The 23,196-nt window shown below is 72.1% G+C and carries 24 protein-coding genes; 13 read left to right on the forward strand and 11 right to left on the reverse strand.

Features of this window, described 5'->3' with window-relative positions; genetic code table 11:
* The first annotated feature begins 58 nt into the window (after window positions 1-58).
* Window positions 59-556 (forward strand): GNAT family N-acetyltransferase, encoded by a 498-nt coding sequence (locus tag ACIPSE_RS11925; RefSeq protein WP_401660841.1) that lies wholly within the window; start codon window positions 59-61, stop codon window positions 554-556.
* 103 nt (window positions 557-659) lie between these two features.
* Here the strand turns inward: ACIPSE_RS11925 and ACIPSE_RS11930 are convergent, their stop codons facing one another.
* Window positions 660-977 carry a UBP-type zinc finger domain-containing protein gene (locus tag ACIPSE_RS11930; protein WP_401661722.1) on the reverse strand — a complete coding sequence of 106 codons (318 nt, stop codon included), beginning with the start codon at window positions 975-977 and terminating at the stop codon, window positions 660-662.
* Window positions 978-1,118: 141 nt separating this feature from the next.
* Here ACIPSE_RS11930 and ACIPSE_RS11935 point away from each other — a divergent pair, with 141 nt between their 5' ends.
* Window positions 1,119-1,907, forward strand: a complete 789-nt coding sequence (locus ACIPSE_RS11935; protein WP_401660844.1) for a hypothetical protein — start codon at window positions 1,119-1,121, stop codon at window positions 1,905-1,907.
* 150 nt (window positions 1,908-2,057) lie between these two features.
* On the opposite strand, the gene ACIPSE_RS11940 is transcribed toward ACIPSE_RS11935, so the two are convergent.
* Window positions 2,058-3,386, reverse strand: a complete 1,329-nt coding sequence (locus ACIPSE_RS11940; RefSeq protein ID WP_401660846.1) for a carboxylesterase family protein — start codon at window positions 3,384-3,386, stop codon at window positions 2,058-2,060.
* A gap of 11 nt (window positions 3,387-3,397) precedes the next feature.
* Complete coding sequence (locus ACIPSE_RS11945; RefSeq protein ID WP_401660849.1) at window positions 3,398-4,762, reverse strand: MFS transporter; 1,365 nt, start codon at window positions 4,760-4,762, stop codon at window positions 3,398-3,400.
* 179 nt (window positions 4,763-4,941) lie between these two features.
* Between ACIPSE_RS11945 and ACIPSE_RS11950 the strand changes: the two genes are divergently transcribed.
* From ACIPSE_RS11950 to ACIPSE_RS11965, 4 genes are all read left to right on the forward strand, one after another.
* The gene (locus ACIPSE_RS11950; protein WP_401660852.1) at window positions 4,942-5,940 is read left to right on the forward strand and encodes a LacI family DNA-binding transcriptional regulator; all 999 of its coding nucleotides are present in this window, start codon (window positions 4,942-4,944) and stop codon (window positions 5,938-5,940) included.
* A 338-nt stretch (window positions 5,941-6,278) separates the two neighbouring features.
* Window positions 6,279-7,334 (forward strand): acyltransferase family protein, encoded by a 1,056-nt coding sequence (locus ACIPSE_RS11955; RefSeq protein ID WP_401660855.1) that lies wholly within the window; start codon window positions 6,279-6,281, stop codon window positions 7,332-7,334.
* A 301-nt stretch (window positions 7,335-7,635) separates the two neighbouring features.
* Window positions 7,636-8,379 carry a class I SAM-dependent DNA methyltransferase gene (locus ACIPSE_RS11960; protein ID WP_401660858.1) on the forward strand — a complete coding sequence of 248 codons (744 nt, stop codon included), beginning with the start codon at window positions 7,636-7,638 and terminating at the stop codon, window positions 8,377-8,379.
* Between the two features lie 138 nt (window positions 8,380-8,517).
* Window positions 8,518-9,648, forward strand: a complete 1,131-nt coding sequence (locus tag ACIPSE_RS11965) for a hypothetical protein (RefSeq protein WP_401660861.1) — start codon at window positions 8,518-8,520, stop codon at window positions 9,646-9,648.
* 165 nt (window positions 9,649-9,813) lie between these two features.
* On the opposite strand, the gene ACIPSE_RS11970 is transcribed toward ACIPSE_RS11965, so the two are convergent.
* From ACIPSE_RS11970 to ACIPSE_RS11990, 5 genes are all read right to left on the reverse strand, one after another.
* The gene (locus tag ACIPSE_RS11970) at window positions 9,814-10,146 is read right to left on the reverse strand and encodes a hypothetical protein (RefSeq protein ID WP_401660863.1); all 333 of its coding nucleotides are present in this window, start codon (window positions 10,144-10,146) and stop codon (window positions 9,814-9,816) included.
* Window positions 10,147-10,296: 150 nt separating this feature from the next.
* Window positions 10,297-11,073, reverse strand: coding sequence for a dienelactone hydrolase family protein (locus ACIPSE_RS11975; protein ID WP_401660867.1), 777 nt, complete (start codon window positions 11,071-11,073; stop codon window positions 10,297-10,299).
* A gap of 231 nt (window positions 11,074-11,304) precedes the next feature.
* Complete coding sequence (locus ACIPSE_RS11980; protein WP_401660870.1) at window positions 11,305-12,102, reverse strand: hypothetical protein; 798 nt, start codon at window positions 12,100-12,102, stop codon at window positions 11,305-11,307.
* Between the two features lie 201 nt (window positions 12,103-12,303).
* Window positions 12,304-12,660 (reverse strand): nucleic acid-binding protein, encoded by a 357-nt coding sequence (locus ACIPSE_RS11985; protein WP_401660872.1) that lies wholly within the window; start codon window positions 12,658-12,660, stop codon window positions 12,304-12,306.
* Between the two features lie 66 nt (window positions 12,661-12,726).
* On the reverse strand, window positions 12,727-12,954 hold the full coding sequence (locus ACIPSE_RS11990; RefSeq protein ID WP_401660875.1) for a hypothetical protein: 228 nt from the start codon (window positions 12,952-12,954) through the stop codon (window positions 12,727-12,729).
* Window positions 12,955-13,214: 260 nt separating this feature from the next.
* Between ACIPSE_RS11990 and ACIPSE_RS11995 the strand changes: the two genes are divergently transcribed.
* The 4 genes from ACIPSE_RS11995 (at window position 13,215) to ACIPSE_RS12010 (ending at window position 16,335) form a co-directional block, all read left to right on the forward strand.
* Window positions 13,215-14,318 carry a sensor histidine kinase gene (locus ACIPSE_RS11995; protein ID WP_401660877.1) on the forward strand — a complete coding sequence of 368 codons (1,104 nt, stop codon included), beginning with the start codon at window positions 13,215-13,217 and terminating at the stop codon, window positions 14,316-14,318.
* On the forward strand, window positions 14,306-14,980 hold the full coding sequence (locus ACIPSE_RS12000; protein WP_401660880.1) for a LuxR C-terminal-related transcriptional regulator: 675 nt from the start codon (window positions 14,306-14,308) through the stop codon (window positions 14,978-14,980). Before ACIPSE_RS11995 ends, ACIPSE_RS12000 begins: the two co-directional genes overlap by 13 nt.
* A 138-nt stretch (window positions 14,981-15,118) precedes the next feature.
* Window positions 15,119-15,715, forward strand: coding sequence for an RNA polymerase sigma factor (locus ACIPSE_RS12005; RefSeq protein ID WP_401660883.1), 597 nt, complete (start codon window positions 15,119-15,121; stop codon window positions 15,713-15,715).
* A complete protein-coding gene (locus tag ACIPSE_RS12010) occupies window positions 15,712-16,335 on the forward strand; it encodes a hypothetical protein (protein ID WP_401660885.1) in 624 nt (207 codons plus the stop codon). The genes ACIPSE_RS12005 and ACIPSE_RS12010 overlap by 4 nt, the downstream gene beginning before the upstream one ends.
* Here the strand turns inward: ACIPSE_RS12010 and ACIPSE_RS12015 are convergent.
* The 3 genes from ACIPSE_RS12015 to ACIPSE_RS12025 all read right to left on the reverse strand — a co-directional run bounded on the left by ACIPSE_RS12015 (window position 16,325) and on the right by ACIPSE_RS12025 (window position 19,392).
* Complete coding sequence (locus ACIPSE_RS12015) at window positions 16,325-17,242, reverse strand: CPBP family intramembrane glutamic endopeptidase (RefSeq protein ID WP_401660888.1); 918 nt, start codon at window positions 17,240-17,242, stop codon at window positions 16,325-16,327. The two genes, ACIPSE_RS12010 and ACIPSE_RS12015, sit on opposite strands and share 11 nt — an antisense overlap.
* 216 nt (window positions 17,243-17,458) lie before the next feature.
* On the reverse strand, window positions 17,459-18,118 hold the full coding sequence (locus ACIPSE_RS12020; RefSeq protein WP_401660891.1) for a response regulator: 660 nt from the start codon (window positions 18,116-18,118) through the stop codon (window positions 17,459-17,461).
* Window positions 18,106-19,392, reverse strand: coding sequence for a sensor histidine kinase (locus tag ACIPSE_RS12025; protein WP_401660894.1), 1,287 nt, complete (start codon window positions 19,390-19,392; stop codon window positions 18,106-18,108). Before ACIPSE_RS12025 ends, ACIPSE_RS12020 begins: the two co-directional genes overlap by 13 nt.
* A gap of 195 nt (window positions 19,393-19,587) precedes the next feature.
* Between ACIPSE_RS12025 and ACIPSE_RS12030 the strand changes: the two genes are divergently transcribed.
* From ACIPSE_RS12030 to ACIPSE_RS12040, 3 genes are read left to right on the forward strand one after another with little or no spacing between them, the layout of a single operon-like run.
* On the forward strand, window positions 19,588-19,824 hold the full coding sequence (locus ACIPSE_RS12030) for a hypothetical protein (protein ID WP_401660897.1): 237 nt from the start codon (window positions 19,588-19,590) through the stop codon (window positions 19,822-19,824).
* On the forward strand, window positions 19,821-20,573 hold the full coding sequence (locus ACIPSE_RS12035) for an ABC transporter ATP-binding protein (RefSeq protein WP_401660900.1): 753 nt from the start codon (window positions 19,821-19,823) through the stop codon (window positions 20,571-20,573). The genes ACIPSE_RS12030 and ACIPSE_RS12035 overlap by 4 nt, the downstream gene beginning before the upstream one ends.
* A 3-nt stretch (window positions 20,574-20,576) precedes the next feature.
* Window positions 20,577-23,114 (forward strand): FtsX-like permease family protein, encoded by a 2,538-nt coding sequence (locus ACIPSE_RS12040; protein WP_401660902.1) that lies wholly within the window; start codon window positions 20,577-20,579, stop codon window positions 23,112-23,114.
* Window positions 23,115-23,196: the final 82 nt, after the last annotated feature.

Raw genomic sequence — 23,196 nt, forward strand, 5'->3', positions numbered from 1 at the left:
CCGACCGTCACACCCGGCCCGGTCCGCACCGGATCTCCCGGTGGGAAATACTGTCTCCGTGAGCTCACGCACCTTCCCGACCAGCCGGCCGATCACGATCCGGAGGGCCGTCGCGCGGGACGCGAAACGGCTCACGCGCCTGGTGCGTGGCTCAGGTGCCTATCAGGGCGAGTACGCGGGAGCAGTCGCCGGGTACCGGGTCGGTCCCGACTACATCGAGGCGCACAGCGTGTTCGTGGCCGTCGGAGGCGACGAGCACGACGGCCGCGTCCTCGGGTTCTACTCGCTCGTCCTCGCTCCACCGGAACTCGACCTGCTGTTCGTCGCGGACGAGGTGCAGGGCCGGGGGATCGGGCGGCAGCTCGTGGCGCACATGGAGTCGCAGGCCCGTGCCGAGGGGATCGACCGTCTCAGGGTGGTGTCGCACGTTCCCACCGAGGACTTCTACCACCGCGTCGGAGCGGTGCGGACCGGGACCGTGCTCGCGAATCCGCCCGCGGTGCCGTGGGACCGCCCCGAGTTCGAGTTCCGGGTCGCTCCGGAAGACACGGTGTGACGGTCGCCCGGCGAGGGGCGGCGCCAGAGAGCCGGATCGGCTCGGCCCCGGCACACCTCGGCACGGCCGCACATGTGCCCGCCCGGTGCGACGCGGGGCCCGCTCAGTGTGCGGCGGCCGGCTCCAGATAGACCTCGTCCTCGTAGCACCAGGCCCACACGTGCTCCACGCTCTGCGCCAGCGTGCGGGCCACGGGGTGGCCGCTCTCCTCGAAGTGGGCGTGGGCGTGAGCGCCGGGCGAGGAGTCGCTGCAGCCCACGTGGCCGCAGCTCAGGCACAGCAGCAGATCGCTTCGGAGCCGACCGCGTGCCGCGCACTCGGGGCACCGGGCGCTCAGGGGTGCCGGATCGTCCGTGCGGGTGTGGGCGCAGTGACGGCCCGACGGCTGCCCGCCGTCCGCACGCGGCTGCCACCTCGTCATCGCCACCCGGTGCCTCCTCCGCGGGTACAGGTCTCACCCCTGCTTCGGCGCCGTCCCCCGTCCCGGATGCAGCGGGCGCACACGGGCGATGTCGATCGCCGAAGCGGCATACCCTCTCCCACGACACATCAGGGGAGGAACATGAGACACAGGTACGGACACAGACAGTGGGCCGTGGCGGGCGGGGCTTCAGCTCTCGTCCTGCTCACGGCCACCGGCGCCCACGCCGAGGGGAAGGGTGACATCCGGGTCACCGGCACGGTCGTGAACCGCGGCGCCAACGTCGTCATCGGCACGGCGAAGACGGTCCACTACCCGATCGCCGTCACCGTCAAGGACGACTCGGGCGTCAAGAAGATCACCGACCTGAGCACGTTCAACACGTCGAACGGCTACGGCTTCGTGACCTGGGACGGGGACTCGTCCTGTGTGAAGAAGTCGTCGACGACATCGGTGTGCACCGGCACCATGACGGTCGACCCCGCCTGGATCGCGAGCAGCGACGACATCGACAGCAACAAGGTCGCGGGCGTCTGGCAGGTCAACGCCACCGTCAAGGCCAACGACGGCGACTACTGGATCTCGGACCGCGTCGCCCTGTACAAGGTCAAGCGGGCCTCGAAGCTCACCACCGACGCGACCCCCGAGCCGGTCGCCAAGGGGGCCGAGCTCACCATCAACGGCAAGCTGTCCCGGGCCAATTGGGAGGACCTGAAGTACCACGGGTTCACCGGCCAGGACGTCAAGCTGCAGTACCGCCGGGCCGGAGCCGCCCACTACAGCACGGTCAAGACCGTGAGGACGGGCGCCGCCGGGAAGCTGAGCACCAAGGTGACCGTCACCTCGGCCGGCAGTTGGCGCTGGTACTTCCCGGGCACGACCACCACCGCTCGGATCGTCTCGGTCGGTGACGCCGTCACCCTGAAGTGACCGGCGTGCACTGACCATTGGCGTACCGGGCCGGCCGTGAGGTTCGGGCGGCCCGGTACGCCTGAGCATCGGCGAGGAGGTCCCGGTCCGCGGACGGACGGAACCAGGGCGGAGCAACTGTGCCGCGCGCGCCGTTGCTTGGTGGTGCCATCAGGAACGGATGTGGAGGAACCGCCGCGCCCCGCCTCGCGGTTCCGGCTGCTCGCCTCGCGCGAAGCCCGCCCATACCGCCCGCAGCAGACGGCCGTCCGCGTGGACGTCGTCCCACGACGCTCCGTCGATCAGCGCCGCCTTGGCCCAGACGGTCCCGTCGCCGAGCAGGAGGGGCAGGTCGATGGTGTGGCCCGCGCCGACAGGGTTTCCCGGAGCGGACCACGACAGGACGTACCGGGTCACGCGTCCGCCCGCGCGGCGGTGGCGTCGGGCGAAGCGGCGGGCGCCGCGCGCGTACACCACCCAGGTGCAGAACGCCACGACACCGCGTTCCAGGACCCGCCCGACGAAGGGCGTGCGGAACCACCTGGCCGGCACCGGGAGCATCGGGAGGAAGAGCCGCGCCTCCTCGGACGTGGTGCCGATGAGGACATCGATGCGGGGCGCGGCCCTGCGCAGCGCGGCGTCGAGCTCACGCTCCGCCGGTAGGGGCGCGTGTCCGTACTGCGGAGCGATGGGCATCGCGCCCTTGAGTCCGAACCGTGCTCCCGCTCGGACGACGTCGGCCTGCACCTCCGCGACCTCCTCGATCGGCGTCGCGTCGCGGATCACGTCGGCGCGCCGGGAGAGGGCTCGGTTCAGCCGGGCGCGGCCACGCATGATGCCCAGGGGGGCGCTCTGGACGATGGCTCGGGTGAAGAGGGACTCGGCCTCGGGTGTCGCCATGAGGTCCACCAGTGCGGCGGCTCCCGCCGATTGCCCGAACGCGGTGACGCGGTCCGGATCGCCTCCGAAGGCGGAGATGTTGCGCCGGACCCAGCGGAACGCCTCCCTGATGTCCAGCAGGCCGAGGTTCGCCTTCGGGCCGTCCACCGTCTCGACGAACCCGAGAAGGCCCAGGCGGTAGGTGACGGTGACGACCACGACCTGCTGCTCGGCGACCAGGGACGCCGGGTCGAGCACCGCGAGGTCGCCGGCCCCGGTGACGTAGCCGCCGCCGTGGATCCAGACCATCACCGGCAGCGGGGCCGGGTGCGGCCGGGCCGGCATGGTGATCGACAGGTGCAGCCGGTGTTCGTCGGTGCGCAGGGAGCGCGGGTCGGGTCCGAACATCGTGTCGGCGATCGGGTCGGCGGGCTGGGGGCACATCGGCGACCAACTGCGCGCGGCGAACGGTTCGGTGCGGTCCTCCGGCGGGTGCGGGGCCTCGAACCGCGCCGCGGTGGCGTAGGGGATGCCCGTGGCGCGGACGACGGCGCCGTCGCGCCGGCCGATGACGGTCCCGCAGGGCGGGAGGAAGACGGGGTCGCCGGCCGGCTGCGGCATCGGGGCGGCGCTCATCGGACCGCTCGCACACGGGGGATGACGAGGCCGCCCGCCACGGCGAGGGCGGCGGCCACGACATAGAGGGCGGAGTACGACCCCGAGGTGACCGCCAGGATGCCGGGTGCGACGGCCGGGGCGAGCGCCTGCGGCAGCGTCGACGCGGTGTTGAAGATGGCGAGGTCGTTGGCGGCGTCTTCGGGGTTGGGCAGGACGTCGGTCGCCAGCGCGAGGTCGACGGCGGTGTAGCCGCCGTACCCGATACCGCCGAGCACCAGTCCGGCGTAGAAGAAGGTCAGGTCGTGGGCGCCCGCGATGACGAGCAGGGCGCCGGCGGTGATGAACGCCGCGGTGATGACGAAGACCTTCCGGCGCGCCAGCTTGTCCGAGAGCCGGCCCGACACCACGCTCGCGACGATCGTGGCGCCCGCGAGGAGGAGGGTCCCGGTCAGCACCTGTCCCGGCACGTCGGCGTCGGCCGTCCCCAGATGGCTGATCAGGTAGAACGCCTGGTAGGTGGTCAGGAATGCGTAGGCGAGCTGGAGCAGGAAGCGGCTGAGGTAGGCCCAGCCGAAGTCGGGGTGGCGGCGCGGGCTCACCCAGAAGGTGGAGACCATCATGGCCACGGTCAGCCTGGGGTGCGGAGCGTCGTGGGACGAGGGCCGGTCGTTCATCAGCGCGGCGAAGAGCGCCAGCAGGGCGGCGCCGACGACGGCCGGGACGACGAACATGCCGTCCGAGTCGTGCGGCAGGAGGGCCACGATCACGGAGCCCACGACCAGGGCCGCGACGGTGCCCAGCCCCAGGAACGCCGACACCAGACCGCGTTGCCGCACCGGCACCCGGTCCGACATCACCGCCAGCAGGGCGGCGACGCAGGAGCTGCCCGCCACCGACACGACGGCGTAGCCGCAGGTGAGGCCGGTGACGCCCGGCGCGAAGGCCATGACCAGCGCTCCGGCCACCAGCCCGGTCAGCCCGAGGACGATCCAGGGGCGGCGCCTGCCGAACCTGGACCGGGTGCGGTCGCTCAGACGCCCGATGACGGGAAGGGCCAGTACCTGGAGACCGAGGCCCACGGCCAGCACGGTTCCGAGGACACCGGGAGCCCGGTCGGCCGGCACGGACGCGTTGATCCGCAGGGCGAGGCTCTCGAGGGACGGTGTGAGCAGGACCAGCAGGGCGCCGAACGAGGCCAGGGCGTACAGGAGGACGAACCCTGCGCTCACCTGGGGCGGATCGCCGTCGCCCGCACCCCTGGCGATCGTCGTGCGCGGGCCGCCCGGAGCGGTCTCGCCGCTGGGGGAGCGCGGATCCGGGGCGGGCGCGACGGCCAGGTGCGGCGGGCGTTCCTCAAGGTGGTCCATGGCTGGCGTCACTCTCTGATCATCGCGGCGAACGGCCGGCGGGGCCGCCGGGTACGCCTGTCGAGCGTCTGCTGATACGTATAAGCGCTGAAACGTATAAGCACAGTACAAGCCACCTCCGTGACCAGCAAGCATCGTCGGTACGATGGACCCGCGAACCGCATCCGACGAGTCCGACGACAAGGCGCCGCATGGGAACTGCCCGGGTCACGGCACGACAGGTTGCGGAAGCGGCCCAGGTGTCGCAGGCGACCGTCAGCTACGTGCTGAACAACAAGTCGCTGACGCGCATCCCCGAGGAGACCCGCCGCCGTGTGCTCAAGGCCGCCCGCGAGCTGAACTACACGCCCTCCGCCGCCGCCCGCGCCCTGCGCCTCGGCCGGTCCGACATCGTGCTGATCGTGCTCCCCGACTGGCCGCTCGGCTACGCGATGTCCGGATTCGTCGACGGCCTGACCGCGCAGCTCGAACAGCTGAACCTCCAGCCCGTCATCCGCCGGCTGAAGCAGGGGACGCCCGTCGGCGAGCTGTGGAAGGCGATCATGCCGGCGGCCGTCCTGCTCCTGGACGACGTGGGCCGGGACGAGCGGACGTCGATCGAGAGCGCCGGCGTCTTCGTCGCCCAGGGACTCCTGTGGGACGAGGAACACACCGGCAACCCGCTGCTCGCCCGGGGCAGCCTGGTGGGCTCGCTCCAGGTGGAACATCTCGCCGCGCAGGGACACCGCCGTATCGGATTCCTCGCGCCCCGCGCCGAACACGACCGGCTCTTCCGGCGGCTGCGGATCGAGGGGGCCGAAGCCGCCTGCCTCGACCTCGGCCTGGACCGCCCGCAGGTGGAGAGCACCGACCTCACTCCGGACGGCGTGGCCGCGGCACTGCGCGGCTGGCTCGACGTCCCCGCCGCCGAGCGCGTCACCGCGGTGTGCGTCTACAGCGACGACTACGCCCTCGCCCTCATGAGCGTCATGCGCGACTTCGGCCTCTCGGCGCCGCGCGACCTCGCCGTCATCGGGGCCGACAACATCCCCCTCGCCCCCTTCGCAGGCCCGCCGCTGACGACCATCGACCACAACCAGGCCGTTCTCGTCACCCACCTCGCCCGCGTCATCGTGGCCGGAATCGAGGGCGACACCCCTCCGGACACGCCTGCGCTGCACCCCACCCTGATCGTCCGGCAGAGCGCCTGACCCGACCTGCCCGGGGCGCCGGACCGGCCGGTTCCCCCAACGCCTCCACCACAGCCGTGACGCTTCGTCCTGCCTGACAGTCATGTCATCGGATCGTCCTTGGATTCAGACAGCTGGGCGACAGGGACGCATGTGACGGTGAATTGCGGACAGGTGCACCGAATCACTCCGAATCAGTGGGCAGGTGAAAGACGATCGCGCTCTTGGTGAAGGCGTCGGACACGACAGCCGCAGAAGCGGGCAGCACGGATCCGGCAGTCGCTGCCCGCAGACCCGAGGCCGTAGGACCACCCACCGCAGGCCGGGGACTCCCCTCGGCCACTCGGCGCAGCGGCCGGGTGAACGGCCTCGACGGACTGCGCACCCTGGCCGTCGCACTGGTCCTCGTCTACCACGTCGACCACACCCTCGTCCCCGGCGGTTCGGTGGCCGTCGACGTCTTCTTCACCATCAGCGGCTTCGTGATCACCCGCCTGCTGCTCGCCGAGTACGCCCGCACCGGCACCATCGCGCTGATGCCCTTCTACCGGCGCCGCTGGCTACGTCTGGTCCCCGCGCTGCTGGCGCTGTGCGCGGTGTGTCTCGTCCTCGCGGCGGCCACCTCACTGTGGGCCTTCGAGGGGTCATGGCCCGCGGCGGGCCTCGCCGCGGCGTTCGCGACCAACCTCGTACGGGCCATGGCGTCCGGCCCGTACTCCGGCGGCCCCCTCGCACACACCTGGTCGCTCGCCGTGGAGGAGCAGTTCTACCTGCTGTGGCCGCTCCTTCTGCTGTTCCTCCTGCGCAGGCTCCGGGCCCGGCTGGTGCTCATGTGTGTGGCCGCCCTGTGCGTGCTGCCCTTCCTGTGGCGTTGTGTGCTCTGGAACCCGGACGCGGTCCACCGCATCTACAACGGCACCGACACCCGCGCCGACCAGCTGCTGGCCGGCGCGCTCATCGCCGTCGTCCTGGCACGGCTCCGCGCGGACGACCCCCGGCTGGCACTGCTGCGCACCTGGGCCGGCCGCCTCGCCCTGCCCGCCCTCGCCGTGCTGGCACTGGTGGCCTGGCGGGTGCCCGTGACTGGGGACCACGGCGTGTGGACCGCCCTCTGGTACACGGCCGGGTTCCTCGGCGTGGCCGTCGTGTCCGCCACCGTCGTCGCCGGGCTCGAACTGCGCCCCGACAGCCTGCTGTCCCGCACCCTGGCACTCACCCCGCTGTCCTGGACGGGACGCAACCTCAGCTACGGCATCTACCTGTGGCACTACCCCGTCATCCGACTGCTGGCCTCGCTCGGCATGAAGGACGGACTCCTGTCGGCGTCGATCGTCCTGACCGCGGCGATGGCCCTCGTGTCGTACTACGTCGTCGAGGCACCGTTCCTGCGACGGGCGCGGAGGCACAGGGTGTGAGTTGGTGGCAGCCGCTGATCGATCGAAGTGCCGGTCGCTCTGCTGCTGGGACTGACCCTGTCCCTCGGAGGGTTGGGCGGTGCGGACGAGGAATGTGCCGTACCGACGGTGGACTGGGTGCCGATCCTCTGGTTCGGCGGGTTCACCTGTGGGGTGTTCGCGATCGCGCTGATCGAGCCTCGCCCTGCGAGGTGCCGCAGTAGGCCGCCGGCGGACGAAGTACTTGCTCCGGACGCCGCCAGGGCGAGCAGGCGCGGAAACTCGGTGGACAACGCGTGGGCCTGCGGCGAGCGTTGGCGCAATGGAGCAGAAGCGGATCTGGGACGCCGAGACGGCGCAGCGCTATGACACGCCAGGGTCCGGGATGTTCGCGCCCGAAGTCCTCGAACCGGTCGTGAACCGTCTCGCCGAACTGGCGGAGGGCGGAGCCGCGTTGGAGTTCGCCGTCGGAACGGGCCGGGTCGCCGTCCCGCTCGCCGCGCGAGGAGTCCCCGTCACCGGCATCGAGCTGTCCGTGCCGATGGTGGAGCAACTGCGGACCAAGGCCGATGAAACGGCGATTCCGGTGATCGTCGGTGACATGGCGACCACCGCCGCTCCGGGCGAGTACGCGCTCGTCTACCTCGTGTACAACACGATCTCCAACCTGCTCACCCAGGAGGAGCAGGTGCGGTGCTTCCGCAACGCGGCGCGGCACCTGCGACCTGGGGGCCGGTTCGTGATCGAGCTGTGGGTACCGGAGTTGCGCAGACTCCCACCGGGCCAGGCGGCCACGGTCTGGCAGTCCGAGCCCGGCTACATCGGGTTGGACACCTACGACGTGCTCCACCAGCACGTCGTGTCCCATCACTTCCACTTCGACGAGACCCAGCAGGCGAGGTTGTTCCGCAGCCCGCATCGCTACATCTGGCCGGCCGAACTCGACTTGATGGCACAGCTGGCCGGGTTCGAACCGGAGACGAGGCACGCGGACTGGACCGGCGGGGAGTTCACCGCGGAGTCGCGTTCCCATGTCTCCGTCTACCGGATTCCGCACGCGCGGTGACGCTTGCTCCTTCCCGCCGAGCGGAGCCGTTCCCGGCAGGCGATCGACGGCCCCGGAGCCAGGAAACGAGGACGCTCAGGGTTTTGATGCCGGCCCCCTGTGGAAACGTGTCTCGGGGCGCGGGACGGGGAGGGGCGGATGGCCGTACGGAGAATGGTGTGGGGGGAGCCGGACCCGAATCTGGTACTGGCCGCGGAGGTCGGCGACGTCGGGTCGATGAAGGCTCTGGGCAGGCACTTCTACGATGTGGGTGGCAGAGGAGAGCCGGCCGAGCGGTGGTTGCTGGCTGCCGCTGAGGTGGGGGACGGCGAGGCTATGTACTGCCTGAGCAGGGTCTACTGGGACCGTGCCGTCAACCGGTATCCCGAGGGCGATGCCGAAGCCTCGCTGTCGACCCAGTGGTGCCGACGTGCCGCGGAGACGGGCTGGCCGCAGGCGGTGCGGGCCATGGCCTGGAAGAGCGGCATCGGTGCGGAGGAGCGGGAACCGTGGCTCCGGCGCGCGGCGGAGGCCGGGGACCAGCATGCGATGACGTCTCTGGCCCGGCTCGCGGAGGAGCGGGAGCGGCCCGACGACGCTGAGCGCTGGTACCGGACGGCCGTCGACCACGGGGTGACCCACGCGCGAACCGACTTGTCCCGCCTCCTCATGCGCCAGGGCCGGTTGCGCGAGGCGGAGCAGTGGGTGAGACCCGAGGCCGAGGCCGGTGAAGTCAGCGGCATCGGCCTCCTGGCCGACGTACTGCACGAGCTCGGGCGGACGGACGAGGCCGCGACCTGGCGGGAGAAGTACGAGCTCCTGGAGGATCAGGGACTCGACACACAGAGCACGAAGTCGGCCGGCACCCTGCCCCAGCTCGCCACGGTCGCCGTCACCGCGCTGGTCACCACCGCGGTGGTGCCCTTCATCCAGGCGCTCGTCTCCAAGGCCGCCGACGACGCCTACGGACAAGCCAGGAACCTGGTACGCCGGTTGATGCGCCAGGACGCCCAACGACCCGCGGATGCCGCGTCAGTTGAGTCGGTCGACGAGAGCGCAGGGGCTACCACCGGCGAGGAGCCCCCTGGCGATGAGCAGCCCGGCCTGCTCATCGCCGACGACACTCGGACGGGGATCACCCTCTTCGTGTGGTCGAACGCCTCGGACGAGTCGCTGCGCGCCCTGTCGTCACTCGACATGGACGAACTGAGCCTCCGCAGACCGGACCAGGGCAGAGTGCGACTGGTGTGGCACCCCACGACGGGGAGGTGGCACATCCGCGGGGAGTGACACCCCTTGCGCGGTGACCGAGCAGGCTGACGGAAGGCCAGGGCGGGGCGACACGGACATGGAGAGTCCCGCACGTCCGGCCCGATCGTCTCCCCCCGTCGCCACGTGACGCGAGTCCGGCCCTGCCGCTCACACGGCAGGGCCAGAACCCTGAGTCCCCGGCGCTCAGCCGCCGAACTCGATCGCCACGCCGCCGACACCGGTGCTCAACGGGCCGCAGCCGATACCGATGCTGTGAGTGTTGCCCGGCGTCACATAGACCCAGTTCGAGTACGCGTCGGGGGCCCAGCCGCAGATGGCGCGAACGGAGAACGCGTGAAGCTGCGTCCCGGGGTTGTAGCACTGGCCGTAGGCGACATCGCCCTCGATCCAGGTGCTGCACTGCAACACGTTGGGTTCCGCTGCCGCCGCGGGTGAGGCGGTCGCGAGACCGGCTCCGCCCACGAGTGCGATCCCCGCCGCTCCGGTGGCGAGTGCGCGCTTCCAGTCGATCGTCATTCCCTGCCCTTCTGTTGCGCCCCTGTGCCGGGCGTCCTGCGCGAAAGAGTAGGAGCCAGGCATGCAGGAGAGGTCCTGACAGATGTCAGGGCTCCCCGGGCGGCGGCGGGGCCCCGTGCGGGTGTGGGGCTGGTGCCCTCGGACCTCGTGTCAGCCGGTCGCCGCTGCGCTCGTGCGGGTCGGGGTTCGGGTCAGGTGCCGGGTGAAGAACCGTGCCGCGCAGTCACCTGCGTGCGCGGGGACACCGGTGTGGCCGCCCATGTTGGCTTCGAGGGTCTTCTCCTGGGAGCCGAGGGCGTCGAAGAGGTCCAGGGCGGCCTGGCGGTCGTTGCCCTGGTCGTCCCATTGCAGCAGGACATGTGCGGGAAGGGTGAGGCGGCGGGCTTCCTCCACGATGGCGTGGGGGATGTAACTTCCGGCGAAGAGGCCGACGGCCTTGATGCGTGGGTCGGTCGTCGCCAGCCGGATGCCGAGGGAGATGATGCCTCCCGAGCAGCCCACGGGCCCGTCGATCTCGTCCAGGGCGAGGAGGGTGTCCAGGGCGGCCCGGCATTCGGGGACGGCCTGCTCGATCAAGGGGAGGACGAGCCTGTCGACGAGGTCGTCGGTGACCGGTCGACCTGCTTGCAGCGTCCGGCGCAGTTCGGCGCGAGTCCGGTCCATGTCCGGCCGGCTGGGGCGGTTGCCGCAGCCGGGGAGTTCGATGGTGGCCGTGGCGAAACCCTGCGCCGCGCAGTGCCTGGCCCGCTCCGCGAGCCGGGGATACATGCGGGGCAGGCCGAGCGTCGGATGGCCCAGCAGGATCAGCGGCACCGGAGCGGTGGCGCGGGCCGAAGCGGGGGTCCACAGGAAGCCCGGGATGCCGTCGAGGGTGAAGGCGCGCTCGCGGACGTGGTCGTCCAGGAGCTGGTCGGAGATGACATGCATGGTCGTGCCTTTCGGGAGTGCACTGGTTCGGCGCTCCCGGACGACGCGTCTATCGTCCGACCGTGACTCCTGAGGAGAGCACCCATGTCGACATGTTCACGGGTACCACCTCCTCGTTCTCTCGCACGGCCTCCGCGACCGTAGCAGTGGCCTGCCCCAGGCCGTCAAACGTTTTTCGGCGCCCGCCGACCGGAGCAGCGTGCCCTCCGCCCCCGCCCGCCTCGATCGCGTTCAGGCCGTGCGGTTCCCTTCGCCGTCGCAGGGCAGGTCGGTGGCGGGGTGGTTGGTGGTGAAGTCGCGCTCGGCCTGGCGTTCGGTCTCGGTGATCGCGGTGGGGGAGATGTCGATGATGCCGCCGAAGGGGCGGTCGACGTCGCGGATGATGACCAGGGCGCAGGTCAGCAGTCCGGTGATCACGACGAGGGTGACGATCTGGCCGCGGTTGTTCCTGCGGGGCAGGCAGATACCGAGAGCCGTGACGGTGATGACCAGGGTGGCGAGCAGGAACCAGAAGATGGTGCCGGGGATGCTGGAGGTGGCTTGGGTGAGGCGTTCCTCGCGTTCGTCGGAGCGCTTGTTGTCGGCGGCGACCAGCATCCCGAAGACCGGCTGGTCGGCCAGGGTCTCGAAGGTCTGCCGGAAGCCGGTCGACCACACGCTGGGCGCGGACGAGCCGTTGCCGTCGGACATCGCGGGCCACTCCTGTGTGCGGACGGCGCGCGCGTAGCAGACGGCCCCGGCCTGGATGTCGCTCCGTTCGCCGGCGGGGGCGTACTCCGCGGTCTCGACGAGCTGGTCCAGGGCGCGGGCCTCTCCCCGCGCCGCGACTTCGGCTTTGCCGTAGGAGCCGTTGGCGGTGACCAGGACGAAGGACAGGAGCAGGATGGTCATGGTCAGCAGCGGTCCGACGAGGTCTTTGACGGCCATGCCTTCGTCGTCGCCCGCGTTGACCAGGCGGGGACGCAGCCAGCGGTTGGCGGCGAGTCCGGCGAGCAGGGCGAGGGCGGCGACGACGATGACGAGAACCATGCAGGGCACCTTCGGGCGGGAGAGATCCCGGCAGTTGACCGGGGCGACATGATCGTTTCCATGCCGACCGGGCGAGCCAAAGGACGGAAACGTTCCCGCTTCTCGTCTGACCTCTTCTGAGGGACACCCTTTCCCCCACCCGGCTCAGCCGGTGAGCATGGCACCGGCGGGGCCGAGGGGGATGGCCGAGATTCAGAACGGTCAGGCCGCCGCCTGGTCCCCGCCGTTCCGGTCGGAGGCCGCGTGCTTGAGGCCGGACCGGGCATCGGTGCGGTCCGGCGCGGCGACCTCGGCCCAGAACGGATGCTGGATGATCGCGGCGGCCAGCTCACGCTCGCGCTCGCGCAGTGCGGCGACCTGATCCCGCTCCTCCTGTGTCCAGCCGGGCGATGCCGCGTAGGTGCGGGGCTGGGCGAGCCAGTAGCCCTCGCGGGTCCAGGCTTCCATCGGCTCCACCGAGTACGGCAGGTCCGCCAGTACGGCGCGCAGCTCGACCTGTGCGGCGGTCAGCTGCTGCTGGAGTTCCAGGAGAGAGGCGGGGTAGTCGAACGTCGTCACGTTTGTCACAGTAAGTCGGTTTGATTCTTTCGCGACCTCGCCATGCCGCTGCACCTTTCATGCCGTTCAGAGAAGCCCGAGCTTTTCCTGGACGGCCACGGCGAGGCTCGTCACGCCGAGGAAGCTGACCCCGGCGTAGGTGACGGCTTCGAGGCCGGTCGCGTCGAGGTGGCGGCTGAGCGTGAACGCCGTAAGGGCGGCGACGGCACCGCACAGGAACGCGATGACGAGCGCCATGACCTTGACGGTCCGGCTGGGGCCAGGAGGTGTGAGCGGGGTCTGGATGCTGGTCATGGCGAGCGCTCCGTCCCTTCTTCTCTCGGCACGTGTGTGTCGAAGCCGTCCTCGACTCGTCGTCGGCAGGCGGCCGTTGACCCGACGCTACGGACTCGTCCCGCGCCGCGACATCGTCGGTCGGCGGATGGAGAAGGGGCCATGGCCTGCCGGGGGATGGACGAAGAGGGGATACCGGGGAGACGGTCCGGCCTGTCACGGTGGAGCACATGAAACCGCAGGCCGCTCCACTGGAGAGCGCACAAGATCGGACCCATCGCATGCTCGTCCGTGCCCTGGCCGCGCTGAGGGGCGCTCAGTTCCTGCTCTGGCTCGCGGTGCTCCCGATGAGGACCCTCCCGGACCGCCACACCGGTGTGATCGTGGGCGGTTACGTCGTGGCCGCGCTGTTCGCGGCGGTCATGTTCGGTGTGGGGATCCGGCGCCGCTTCCTGTCGTCACGCTGGATCGCGGCGGACGTGGCGCTGGCCGTCCTCTACGCGGTGGTGGTGAGCCGGAGTTATCCGCCGGCCGACGCGGCCTCGATCACCAACTGGGTGATCCCGCCGTTGTGCGGCGTCACCGTCACGGCGGCCATCTACGGCGGGCGTCACCGCTTCCCCGCGGTGGCCGTCGTCGTCTCGTCGTGGATCGCGGGCGCGTGGCCCGCGTTGGGTACGGCCAACGGTCAGGAACTGATCTCCAACGCCACGATGATGACCGTCTTCGCCGGGGTCGCCGGACTCACGGGCAGACTGCTCCTCCGGGCGGCCCACGCCGCTGACAGCGCGACCGATCGCGCGGTGCGGGCCGAGCATCAGGCCGCTCGCTCGAAGGAGCGCGCGGAGCAGGCGCTGGAGTTCCACGACTCCGTCCAGGCGACGCTCGACATGATCGCCTCCGGCCGGTATCCGGAACGGAAGAACCGGTGGCTGGCCCAGCGGGAGGCGGACTTCCTCCGCGTTCTGACCACCAGCCGCACCAACGGCGACCGCGCCGAACTCGCCACGGCCCTGGCCCGGATGATCCGTGACCACCCGGCCCAGGAACTCATCGGGGGCGGTGTGGAGAGCAGGATCGACACGCTCCCCTCGGATCTGCCGGCGGACGTCGTGGAGGCCCTGACGAAGGGAGCGCGGGAAGCGCTCACCAACGTCGTCAAGTACGCGCGGACCGACGAAGTGTGCGTGACGGCGGCCACCACCGAGCGAGGCGGTGTGCGGGTCGCCGTCATCGACCAGGGCGTCGGATTCGACGTCGCGAACCGGTCCCCGGGACTCGGGACCACTCGCTCGATCAAACGCATCACCGAACTCGGCGGCGCCGTCGACATCGACAGCGCACCCGGTGAGGGAACCACAGTGGAGATGACATGGGCCGGCTGATCGACATCGGAGCCATCGACGACGACCTGATGGGCCTGGAGAGCAAGGCCCTGTGGTTCGAGGTGAAGAGCGGCATACGGATGACAGCCAGCGCGGCCTCGGTCGCCGAGTTCCTCGCGCGCGGCCTCCCGCCCAGGATCGTGACCCTCGACCTGCACCTCGGCGACGGGACCCTCCCGGCAGACAACGTGCGGGCCCTGATCCGGGCCGGACACAAGGTCGTCATCGTGACCGTCGTACCGGACAAGAAGTGGATCATCGAGACCACCGAGGCCGGGGCGTCCGCCTACCTCACCAGCCGTGCCCACAACCTCGCCAAACTCGTCGACATCATCGATGCCCTCGACCGCGGAGAACGCCCCACGACACCCGAGCACGCCTTCTGGCTCTCCCAGGACGACCGGCCCGAACGGCCCCGTCTGACGCCGACGGAGAGCCAGGTGCTGCGGCTGATCGGCGACGGGACCAAGCAGGAGACCGTCGGACGCCGACTGGGCATCGCCCGCAGCACGGTGGCGACTCACCTGACCAACATCCGTGACAAATACAGTGACTCCGGGCTCCCGTACGCCGGTGCCGCCGACTACCGCGAGTGGGCGAAGCAGCAGGAGCTGGACCGGGACCGCCACGACCCGACGAGGAGCAGCGACCCGCAGGACTGATGGACGCCCCTCGCGTCGGGGGGTGATGTCGCCCTGGGGCGGCGGGAGTTGGAGTCGCCGATCACCATCCCTCGGGTGGGTCGCCGATCACCGTCCCTCGGGTGAAAGGAAGCGGGCGGTGGCGGACAAGAGGGGGGTATGGAGTTCTTGTTGGAGCGTGGGCGGTCCCGGGACCGGGAGGCTCTGTTCGAGGCGTTGGTGGGTGTGGTGGCCGTGCCGCTGCACCGGTATCTGAGCCGGCGGACGGATCCCGGTTCGGTCGACGACGTCCTCGCGGAGACGATGGTCGTGTTGTGGCGGCGACTGGAGGACGTGCCCGAGCTCGGCGCGGGCCGGCCCGTCGATCCCGCCGGGGTGCTGCCGTGGTGCTACGGAGTCGCCCGCGGGTGCCTCGCCAACGCGCGCCGGGCCGAGGGGCGTCGGCAGCGGCTGGTGGACCGGCTGACCCGGGTGGCGCGGCCCGCGGCCTCGTGGCCGGGGGCCGCGGAGTCCGGTGACGGTGAACTCGACCACGCGCTGAGGAAGTTGAGTCCTCTCGATCGGGAGGTGCTGCTGCTGTGGGCCTGGGAGGAGCTGGCGCCGCGTGAGATAGCCGAGGCGATGGGGACGACCCCGAACGCCGTCAGCATCCGACTGCACCGGGCGAAGAAGAAGCTCGCCGCGATGCTGGAGCGAAAGAACGCCGAGATGGCCGGACAGATGCCGGGTGAAGGACACGGAAGGAGCGACCGATGAACGACGAGGACCTGCTCGCCCGGCTGAAGAACGCCGATCCCGTAGCCGCCTCGGTGACTCCTCCCCCCGATCCCCAGCGGCTGATGGAGGCCACCATGACGCTCGACACCATGACCGGCGAGGCTGTGACCGGCGGCACCGAGAACCGCACGGTTCCCTCGCGCTCCCGCCGGCCCCGACGCCGGACGGCCCTCGTGGCGGCGGCCCTCGTCGTGGCGGCGGGCGGTATCGCCTGGGGCGCGGTGGGGTCGCGGGACGCCGCCCCGAGCGCGCTCGTGCTCAAGGCCGCGGGGGAGAGCGGCGAAGGCAGGTGCGCGGGCCCCACCCTCGAACGACTGCGCGACCGGGCGACGGAACCCACCGCGGCCTTCGAGGGCACGGTCACCTCCGTGCGGGGGGACCGGATCACCTTCGAGGTCGACCACTGGTACACCGACGACGGCGCGTCGACCGTCCAGGTCACCAACGTCGAGCACTGGGAGGACGGAATCACCTTCCACGTCGGTGACCACGGCTACATCGTCGCCTACAACGGGTCGATCGGCTTCTGCGACAACGCGTTCTGGACCGAGCCCTCGCTGGACGGCCTCTTCCACCGGGCGTTCGAAGTCAGGGGCTGAGGACCCGCGCCGGTGGGCAGCCCAGACGGCCCCGGGTGGCCACCAGCAGCACACCGGCGACCACGGTCGAGGCGAGGAGGAACGCGCGGATCGAGTCCTGCTGGTCGAGCGTGGGAAACATGTCCGTCCAGGCGACGGAGAAGAAGTTGTTGACACCGGTGTGGGCCAGCATCGCCAGCGGCAGGCTCTCACCGGTGCGGTTGAACACCCAGGTCAGCACGAAACTGAAGGTCACCGTCGTGGCGCAGAACTCCAGCGGCAGCGTCGGCGGCACGTCCGGCCAGCCGCCCCATTCCGTCAGGAACAGCGGCAGGTGCCAGACACCCCACAGCGGTCCGACGACGAGGCTCGCGCCCACCGGGCCGTACCGCCGCTGGAGGCGCGGCATGGCGAAGTCCCGCCAGCCGGGTTCCTCGGCCAGGCCGGTGGTGACCATCTGCAGGATCAGGCCGGGCACCAGCGCGGCCAGCACGAGAGGGGAGGGCCAGACCGGGTCCCGGTCGGCGAGCGCGGCCGACGCGACGGTCAGCAGGACCGGTACGGCGACGATCGTCCCGGCGTACCAGCGCCAGCTCACCCGCCACTTGAGGAACCGGCGTCCCCAGGCGCGCAGGCCGGCGCGTCCGTCGGCGAGGGCGGTGACGAGGAACGCCCCGCCGATCGGGCCGAGATAGGCGCCGGGCAGGACGCCCAGGAGCTGCGAGGTGCCGAGCGCGGCCGGGAAGGTGTGGTGCCACACCCCGAGCCCGTTCTCCGACAGGATGTACGGGGTCCACGCCACCCAGCTCAGCACCATGGCGAGCAGGAAGAACCAGGTCAGCGGTCGGCGGCGGACACTGCCGCGCAGGCGGCCGGGGTCGTCCGCCGGTGGCTGGGCGACGGTGCCGGCGGGAGTGTGGACGGTCACGGGGACGTCCCTTCGCGAGGGGGCTGATGTGATGCGCCCAGCACACCAGCCGACGGCTCGCGGATCATTGCCGTGCGCACCCCGACCGGTGGTGCAGCAGGCTGTACCGTCCAACTCCCCTACGTCGAGCGGTGGTCCGGCAGGCGGAGCCGACCGACTCGCTCGCCCCGAGCGGCGGTGCGGCAGGTCGTACCGCCCACCTCCCGCACCCCACCCTCAGGTTCGGCGGCGGGAGTCCTCCAGGTAGTGCAGGACCGCCGCGACCCGCCGGTCGACCCGGTCGGCGGGCGACAGGTCGAGCTTGGCGAAGATGGACCGGATGTGCTTGTGCACCGCTCCGTCGGTGACGACGAGCCGTTCGGCGATCACGGTGTTGCCGAGCCCCTCCGCCATCAGCGCGAGCACGTCGCGTTCGCGGGGCGTGAGCCGTTCGAGACGGGTGTCCTGGCGGGAACGCGTGAAGAGCTGCGCGACCACCTCGGGATCGAGGGCGGTGCCACCCGCCGCGACCCGGTACAGCGCGTCGAGGAACTCCTCGACCCGGCCGACCCGTTCCTTCAGCAGATAGCCGAGACCGGTGACACCGCCGGTGAGCAGTTCGGTGGCGAAGGACTGCTCGACGTAGGCGGACAGCACCAGCACCGCGAGTCCGGGCTGCCGCCGCCGGGCCTCCACGGCGGCGCGGATTCCCTCGTCGGTGTGGGTGGGCGGCATGCGTACGTCGAGGATGGCGACGTCGGGCTTGTGCTCGTCGATCGCGTCCAGGACGCCGTCGGGGGTACCGGCCGTGGCGACCACGTCGAGGGACTCGGCCCGCAGCAGCAGGGCGACTCCCTCTCTCAGCAACGGGTCGTCCTCGGCTATCACGATCCGCATGGGAGATCCACCTCAAGGACTGTCGGGCCGCCCGGCGGGCTGGCCACCGTGAGGGTACCGTCATGCGCCGCGACCCGGCGTCGGATGCCCGCCAGGCCGGACCCGCCGTTCTCGTCGGCCGCGCCTCGGCCGTCGTCCTCGACGCGCAGCCGCAGCCGGCCGCCCGTGCCGCGCACCGTGACGACGGCCCGCGACGCACCGCTGTGCTTGGCGATGTTGGTGAGTGCCTCGGCGACGGCGAAGTAGGCGGTCGCCTCGACGGAGGCGGCGCACCGCTCGGGCACGTCGACGTCGACGCTGCACGGCACCGCGCAGCCCGCGGCGAGACCGGACAGGGCACCCGCCAGACCGTGGTCGGCCAGGACCGGCGGCAGGATGCTGCGCGAGACGGCACGCAGTTCCGCGAGGGCCTGCTCGGCGGCCTGCTGGGCACGCTCCAGCAGCTCTCCCGCCGCGTCCGGGTCACGGGCCGCCTGGCGCCGGGCGGCACCGATCAGCACGGCGACGGTGACGATGCGGTTCTGCGTACCGTCGTGCAACGACCTTTCGATGCGCCGCAGTTCGGTCGCGTGGGCGTCCAGCGCGGCGGCCCGGGTGGCCGTCAGCTCGGCGATGCGCAGCGACAGGTCCGTTCCCGGACCGGCCGCGAGGTTCCGTCGCGCGGGGGACGACTGGAGGCGGGCCAGGGCGGGGAACAGACCGAGGACGACGGCGATCCAGCCGAGGCCGAGCAGGGTCACGGCGGCGGCCTCCGGCCAGGTGTGGGCCACGCCGAACCCCAGCGACGTACTGGTGGCGCTCGCCGGCATGAACGGCCACACCAGCGGGAACACCGAGTCCCGGAACGCGGACAGCGGCAGGTACCAGCCGAGCATGCCCAGCAGCAGGCCGAGGGTGCCGTGCCGGAGCAGCCAGCGCAGCTCGCCCCGGGTGGTGGGGTCGGCCAGCGCGGGGCGCAGCCGGACGGGCGGCGGTTCGGGGGCGACGACCCGCACGCCGTGCCGGGCGAGCCGCCCGCGTTCCCGGGCGGCCAGGGCGTGCAGGGCACGCGGCAGCGGCAGGGCCAGCAGCAGACCCACGCCGAGCGGCGCGGTGAGCGCCGACAGCACCGTCCACAGCAGCAGCACGAACGCCGGTGCGGCCGTGCCGAGCCCGCCGACGAGCTGCCCGACGGCCTCGCCCGCAGCGCGCGCCGTCCGTGCGGCGCTCTCCTTGAAGCCGGCCGGCCCGGCGTCCGTACCGGATTCCGCGGTTCGCGTGGTCGGGGTCGTCATCCACTCTCCTCCGTCACGCACCGACCCTAGGACGGTGCGCGGGCCCGAGGGCAGCCAGGGGCCGGGAAGGGCGAGGTACAGCCTGCTGTACCACCGACCGGGCGGACTGCGGGATCGGCCGGCCCGGGCGGCGCCACCTAGCGTCGGTGACGTCCCAGCCACCCGCCACGACACCGCAGAAGGGCAGGCAGCCACATGCCGCACACCGACCCCTACCGTCTGAGCGACGCCCCCGCGGGCGACGCCCCCGACGGCGTCAGCCGCGCCGCGCTCACCCGGACGCTGCTGTGGGCCGTGGTCGTGCTCGGCGCCGTCGCCAACACGGTCCTGTCGTACGGCGATGTGCCCGTCGCCGCCAACCTGGCCTGCGGCGCCGTCACCCTCGCCGCCGCGACCGCGCTCGTCGTGCGCGCCCTGCGCGGTCGGCGATGAGCGGCCTCGTGTCACTGGACACGGCACGCAAGGCCCCGGCCATCGCCCTCACCGGTCTGACCAAGACGTACGCGGGCGGCGTCCGCGCCCTCGACGACGTCTCGCTGACCGTCGCCCACGGCACGTTCCTCGCCGTCATGGGCCCCTCGGGCTCGGGCAAGAGCACCCTGATGCACTGCGCGGCCGGTCTCGACGCGCCCACCGAGGGCAGCGTCCGCATCGACGGGCACGAGATCGCCGGGATGAACGAGGCCCGCCGTACCGAACTGCGCCGCGAGCGCGTCGGGTTCGTGTTCCAGGCGTACAACCTCATCCCGTCGCTCAGCGTCGAGGACAACATCACCCTGCCGCTACGGCTGGCCGGCCGCAGGCCCGACCGGGAGTGGCTGCACACCCTCGTCGCACGGGTCGGGCTCGCCGACCGGCTCCGCCACCGCCCCGCGGAGCTCTCCGGCGGCCAGCAGCAACGCGCCGCAGTGGTGCGGGCGTTGGTGACCCGGCCCGCGGTCGTCTTCGCCGACGAACCGACCGGCGCGCTGGACCTGCGCAGCGCGCACCAGGTACTCGACCTGCTGCGCGACCTCGTGGACGACCTCGGCCAGACCGTCGTCATGGTCACCCACGACCCGGCCGCCGCGGCCCGCGCCCACCAGGCGCTGGTGATGGCCGACGGGCGGGTCGTGGAGTCCCTCACCTCCCCCACGGCTCCGCAACTCGCCGACCGGCTGGTCGCGTTGGGGGAGCGGTAGACGATGCTGCACCTCGCCCTTCACATGGCCCGGCACCGGATCGCCACGTTCCTCGCCGTCGCCTGCGCCGTCCTCGGCGGCGCCGCGCTCATCACCACCACGGGCATCCTCGCCGAGTCCGGCCTGCGCTCCTCGCTGCCGCCCGGGCGTCTCGGCGGCGCCGACATCGTGGTCGCCGCCGACCAGGAGTACCACCCCGAAGGCGACCTGGCGATCGCCCTCCCGGAACGCGCCACGGTCCCGTCCCGACTCGTGGCGCGGCTCGCCCAACTGCCGGGCGCGGCAGGGGCGGTGGGGGACATCGCCTTCCCGGCGGCCCTGGTCGACGCCTCCGGCCGCCCCCTCGCGACCACCACCGATCCCGCCGGCACCGGACACGGCTGGTCCTCCGCGCGACTGCTCCCCGACGCGGTCGTCCACGGCAGGGCCCCCGAGGCCGCCGACGAGATCGCCGTGCCGGCCGCCACCGCACTGCGTGCCGGGGACGGCGTCCGCGCGGTCCTCGACGGCCGGCCCGCCGCCGACTACCGGGTCACCGCGACCGTCGACGCCCCCGACGCCGGGATCTACCTCGCCGACACGACGGCCGCGCGGCTCGCGGGCCGCGCTCCGGGCCACGGCCCCCGGGCCGGCACCGTCGACCTCATCGGCGTCACCGCCGAACCCGGAGCCCGGGCCTCGCTCGCCGCGGCCGTCCGCGACCAGGTCGCGGGCACCGGACTGCGCGTCCTCACCGGCGCCGACCGCGGCGAGGCCGTCGAACCGGGCGTGGGCTCCGCACAGTCCCTGCTGGTGCTGCTGGCCGGATCACTGGGCGGGATCGTCCTGCTCATCACCGGGTTCGTCACGGCGGGCGCACTGGGCCTCGCGGTGGCCGGCCAGCGCCGCGAACTCGCCCTGATGCGGGCCGTCGCGGCGACGCCCCGCCAGATACGACGGCTCGCCGCCGCCCAGTCGACCGTGGTCGCCGCACTCGTCCTGCCACCGGGCATCCTGCTCGGCCACCTCCTCGCCGACGGCTTCCGCGACCTCCTCGTCGACCACGGCGTCCTGCCCGACGCACTGCCCCTCACCCTCAGCCCCCTCCCGGCACTGGCGACGGTCCTGCTCATCACGGGCACCGTGCAGCTCTCGGCGCGGGCCGCGGCCTGGCGCACCTCCCGGATGCCGGCCACCGAGGCCGTCGCCGAGTCCCGCAGCGAACCCCGCACCCCCTCCCCGGGCCGCACCCTCACCGGCGTGCTGCTGATCGTCGCGGCGTGCGGCCTGTCCGCCGCGCCGCTCCTCGCCCGCACCCAACTCGCCGCTTCCGTCACCTCGATGGCCGGGATCGTGGCCGCGATCGGCTTCGCCCTGGTGGGCCCCGTGCTGGTCCGCGCGCTGGCCGGCGCGGCCACCCGAACCCTGGGGCCCGGCACCAAGGCGCCGACGTGGCTGGCCCTGGCGAACGTCCGGGCGTACGCGATCCGCCTGGCCGGGGTGATCAGCCCGCTGGCCATGGCCGTGGTCTTCACGCTGACCTATGTCCTCGCCCAGACCACCCTGCTCGCCGCCACCGACGACGACACCCGCTCCGGCACCCTCGCCCAGTACCGGCTGACCGCCCCCGCGCTGGGCGGGCTCCCCGAGGGCACGGCGTCCGCCGTCCGGGACGTGGACGGCGTACGCGCGGCCGAACCGGTCGGGACGACCACCGTGGTGTGGCGGTACCGGCTGCTCGGCGAGACGGAGACGGAGTCGTCCTCGGCGACGGTCCTCGGACCGGACGCGGCGGACGTCCTCGCCCCCGGAGTCGAGGAGGGCTCCCTGGACCGGCTGACCGGGGCCACGGTCGCCGTCAGCGCCGAGACCGCCCGCCGGCGCGAGGCCCGGCCGGGCAGCGGGATACGGCTCGTACTCGGCGACGGCGCACAGGTCACCGCCCGGGTCGTCGCCACCTACACCCGCGCCCTCGGCTTCGGCCCGGTGATCCTCTCCGCCGACCTCGCCGCGGGCCACACCACCACCGACACCGCCGCGCAGAGCCTGCTGATCCGCACCGACGGCACCTCCGCGACCGCCCGACGGCTGTCCGACCTCACCGCCGCCCGCTCCGGCCTGGTACTGACCGACACCGCGCCCGGCGCCACCGACGGCACGCGGACCCCGCCGGAGGTCTGGATCAACCTCGCCGTCGTCGTGGTCCTCCTCGGCTACCTGCTCCTGTCCATCGCCAACAAGCTCGTCGCCGCCACCGCCCAGCGCCGCACCGAGATCGCCGCCCTGCGCCTGGTCGGCACCACCCCGCGCCAGGTCCGCGCGATGATGCGCCGCGAGGCCGCGGTCACCGCCCTCACCGCCGTGGCCGCGGGAGCGCTCCTGTCCGTCCCGCCCCTGGCCCTCCTCGGCCTCGGCCTCCTCGACCGCCCCTGGCCCGCCGGACCGGCCTGGCTGCTGCCGCTGGCGGCCGTCGTGATCGGGCTGACGTCGTTCCTCACGGTGGAACTGCCCACCCGCCGCGCACTCCGCCTGCCGCCGGCGGAGGCGGTCCGGGCGCCCTGACGCGGCGCTGCGGGGACGTCCCGGCCGGCGAACGCCGGGACGTCCCCCGCGGTGATCACGGAGAGACTCGGGAAGGGCCCTG

This window comes from Streptomyces sp. NPDC090106 (genome assembly GCF_044747265.1).
Classification (GTDB): domain Bacteria; phylum Actinomycetota; class Actinomycetes; order Streptomycetales; family Streptomycetaceae; genus Streptomyces.

Excerpts from the sequence above, each read along its gene's own strand:
- ACIPSE_RS11930 (WP_401661722.1), bottom strand. The coding sequence starts at position 977 with ATGACGAGGTGGCAGCCGCGTGCGGACGGCGGGCAGCCGTCGGGCCGT.
- ACIPSE_RS11935 (WP_401660844.1), top strand. The coding sequence starts at position 1,119 with ATGAGACACAGGTACGGACACAGACAGTGGGCCGTGGCGGGCGGGGCT.
- ACIPSE_RS11940 (WP_401660846.1), bottom strand. The coding sequence starts at position 3,386 with ATGCCGCAGCCGGCCGGCGACCCCGTCTTCCTCCCGCCCTGCGGGACC.
- ACIPSE_RS11950 (WP_401660852.1), top strand. The coding sequence starts at position 4,942 with ATGGGAACTGCCCGGGTCACGGCACGACAGGTTGCGGAAGCGGCCCAG.
- ACIPSE_RS11960 (WP_401660858.1), top strand. The coding sequence starts at position 7,636 with ATGGAGCAGAAGCGGATCTGGGACGCCGAGACGGCGCAGCGCTATGAC.
- ACIPSE_RS11965 (WP_401660861.1), top strand. The coding sequence starts at position 8,518 with ATGGCCGTACGGAGAATGGTGTGGGGGGAGCCGGACCCGAATCTGGTA.
- ACIPSE_RS11970 (WP_401660863.1), bottom strand. The coding sequence starts at position 10,146 with ATGACGATCGACTGGAAGCGCGCACTCGCCACCGGAGCGGCGGGGATC.
- ACIPSE_RS11975 (WP_401660867.1), bottom strand. The coding sequence starts at position 11,073 with ATGCATGTCATCTCCGACCAGCTCCTGGACGACCACGTCCGCGAGCGC.
- ACIPSE_RS11980 (WP_401660870.1), bottom strand. The coding sequence starts at position 12,102 with ATGGTTCTCGTCATCGTCGTCGCCGCCCTCGCCCTGCTCGCCGGACTC.
- ACIPSE_RS11990 (WP_401660875.1), bottom strand. The coding sequence starts at position 12,954 with ATGACCAGCATCCAGACCCCGCTCACACCTCCTGGCCCCAGCCGGACC.
- ACIPSE_RS11995 (WP_401660877.1), top strand. The coding sequence starts at position 13,215 with ATGCTCGTCCGTGCCCTGGCCGCGCTGAGGGGCGCTCAGTTCCTGCTC.
- ACIPSE_RS12000 (WP_401660880.1), top strand. The coding sequence starts at position 14,306 with ATGGGCCGGCTGATCGACATCGGAGCCATCGACGACGACCTGATGGGC.
- ACIPSE_RS12005 (WP_401660883.1), top strand. The coding sequence starts at position 15,119 with ATGGAGTTCTTGTTGGAGCGTGGGCGGTCCCGGGACCGGGAGGCTCTG.
- ACIPSE_RS12010 (WP_401660885.1), top strand. The coding sequence starts at position 15,712 with ATGAACGACGAGGACCTGCTCGCCCGGCTGAAGAACGCCGATCCCGTA.
- ACIPSE_RS12020 (WP_401660891.1), bottom strand. The coding sequence starts at position 18,118 with ATGCGGATCGTGATAGCCGAGGACGACCCGTTGCTGAGAGAGGGAGTC.
- ACIPSE_RS12025 (WP_401660894.1), bottom strand. The coding sequence starts at position 19,392 with ATGACGACCCCGACCACGCGAACCGCGGAATCCGGTACGGACGCCGGG.
- ACIPSE_RS12030 (WP_401660897.1), top strand. The coding sequence starts at position 19,588 with ATGCCGCACACCGACCCCTACCGTCTGAGCGACGCCCCCGCGGGCGAC.
- ACIPSE_RS12035 (WP_401660900.1), top strand. The coding sequence starts at position 19,821 with ATGAGCGGCCTCGTGTCACTGGACACGGCACGCAAGGCCCCGGCCATC.
- ACIPSE_RS12040 (WP_401660902.1), top strand. The coding sequence starts at position 20,577 with ATGCTGCACCTCGCCCTTCACATGGCCCGGCACCGGATCGCCACGTTC.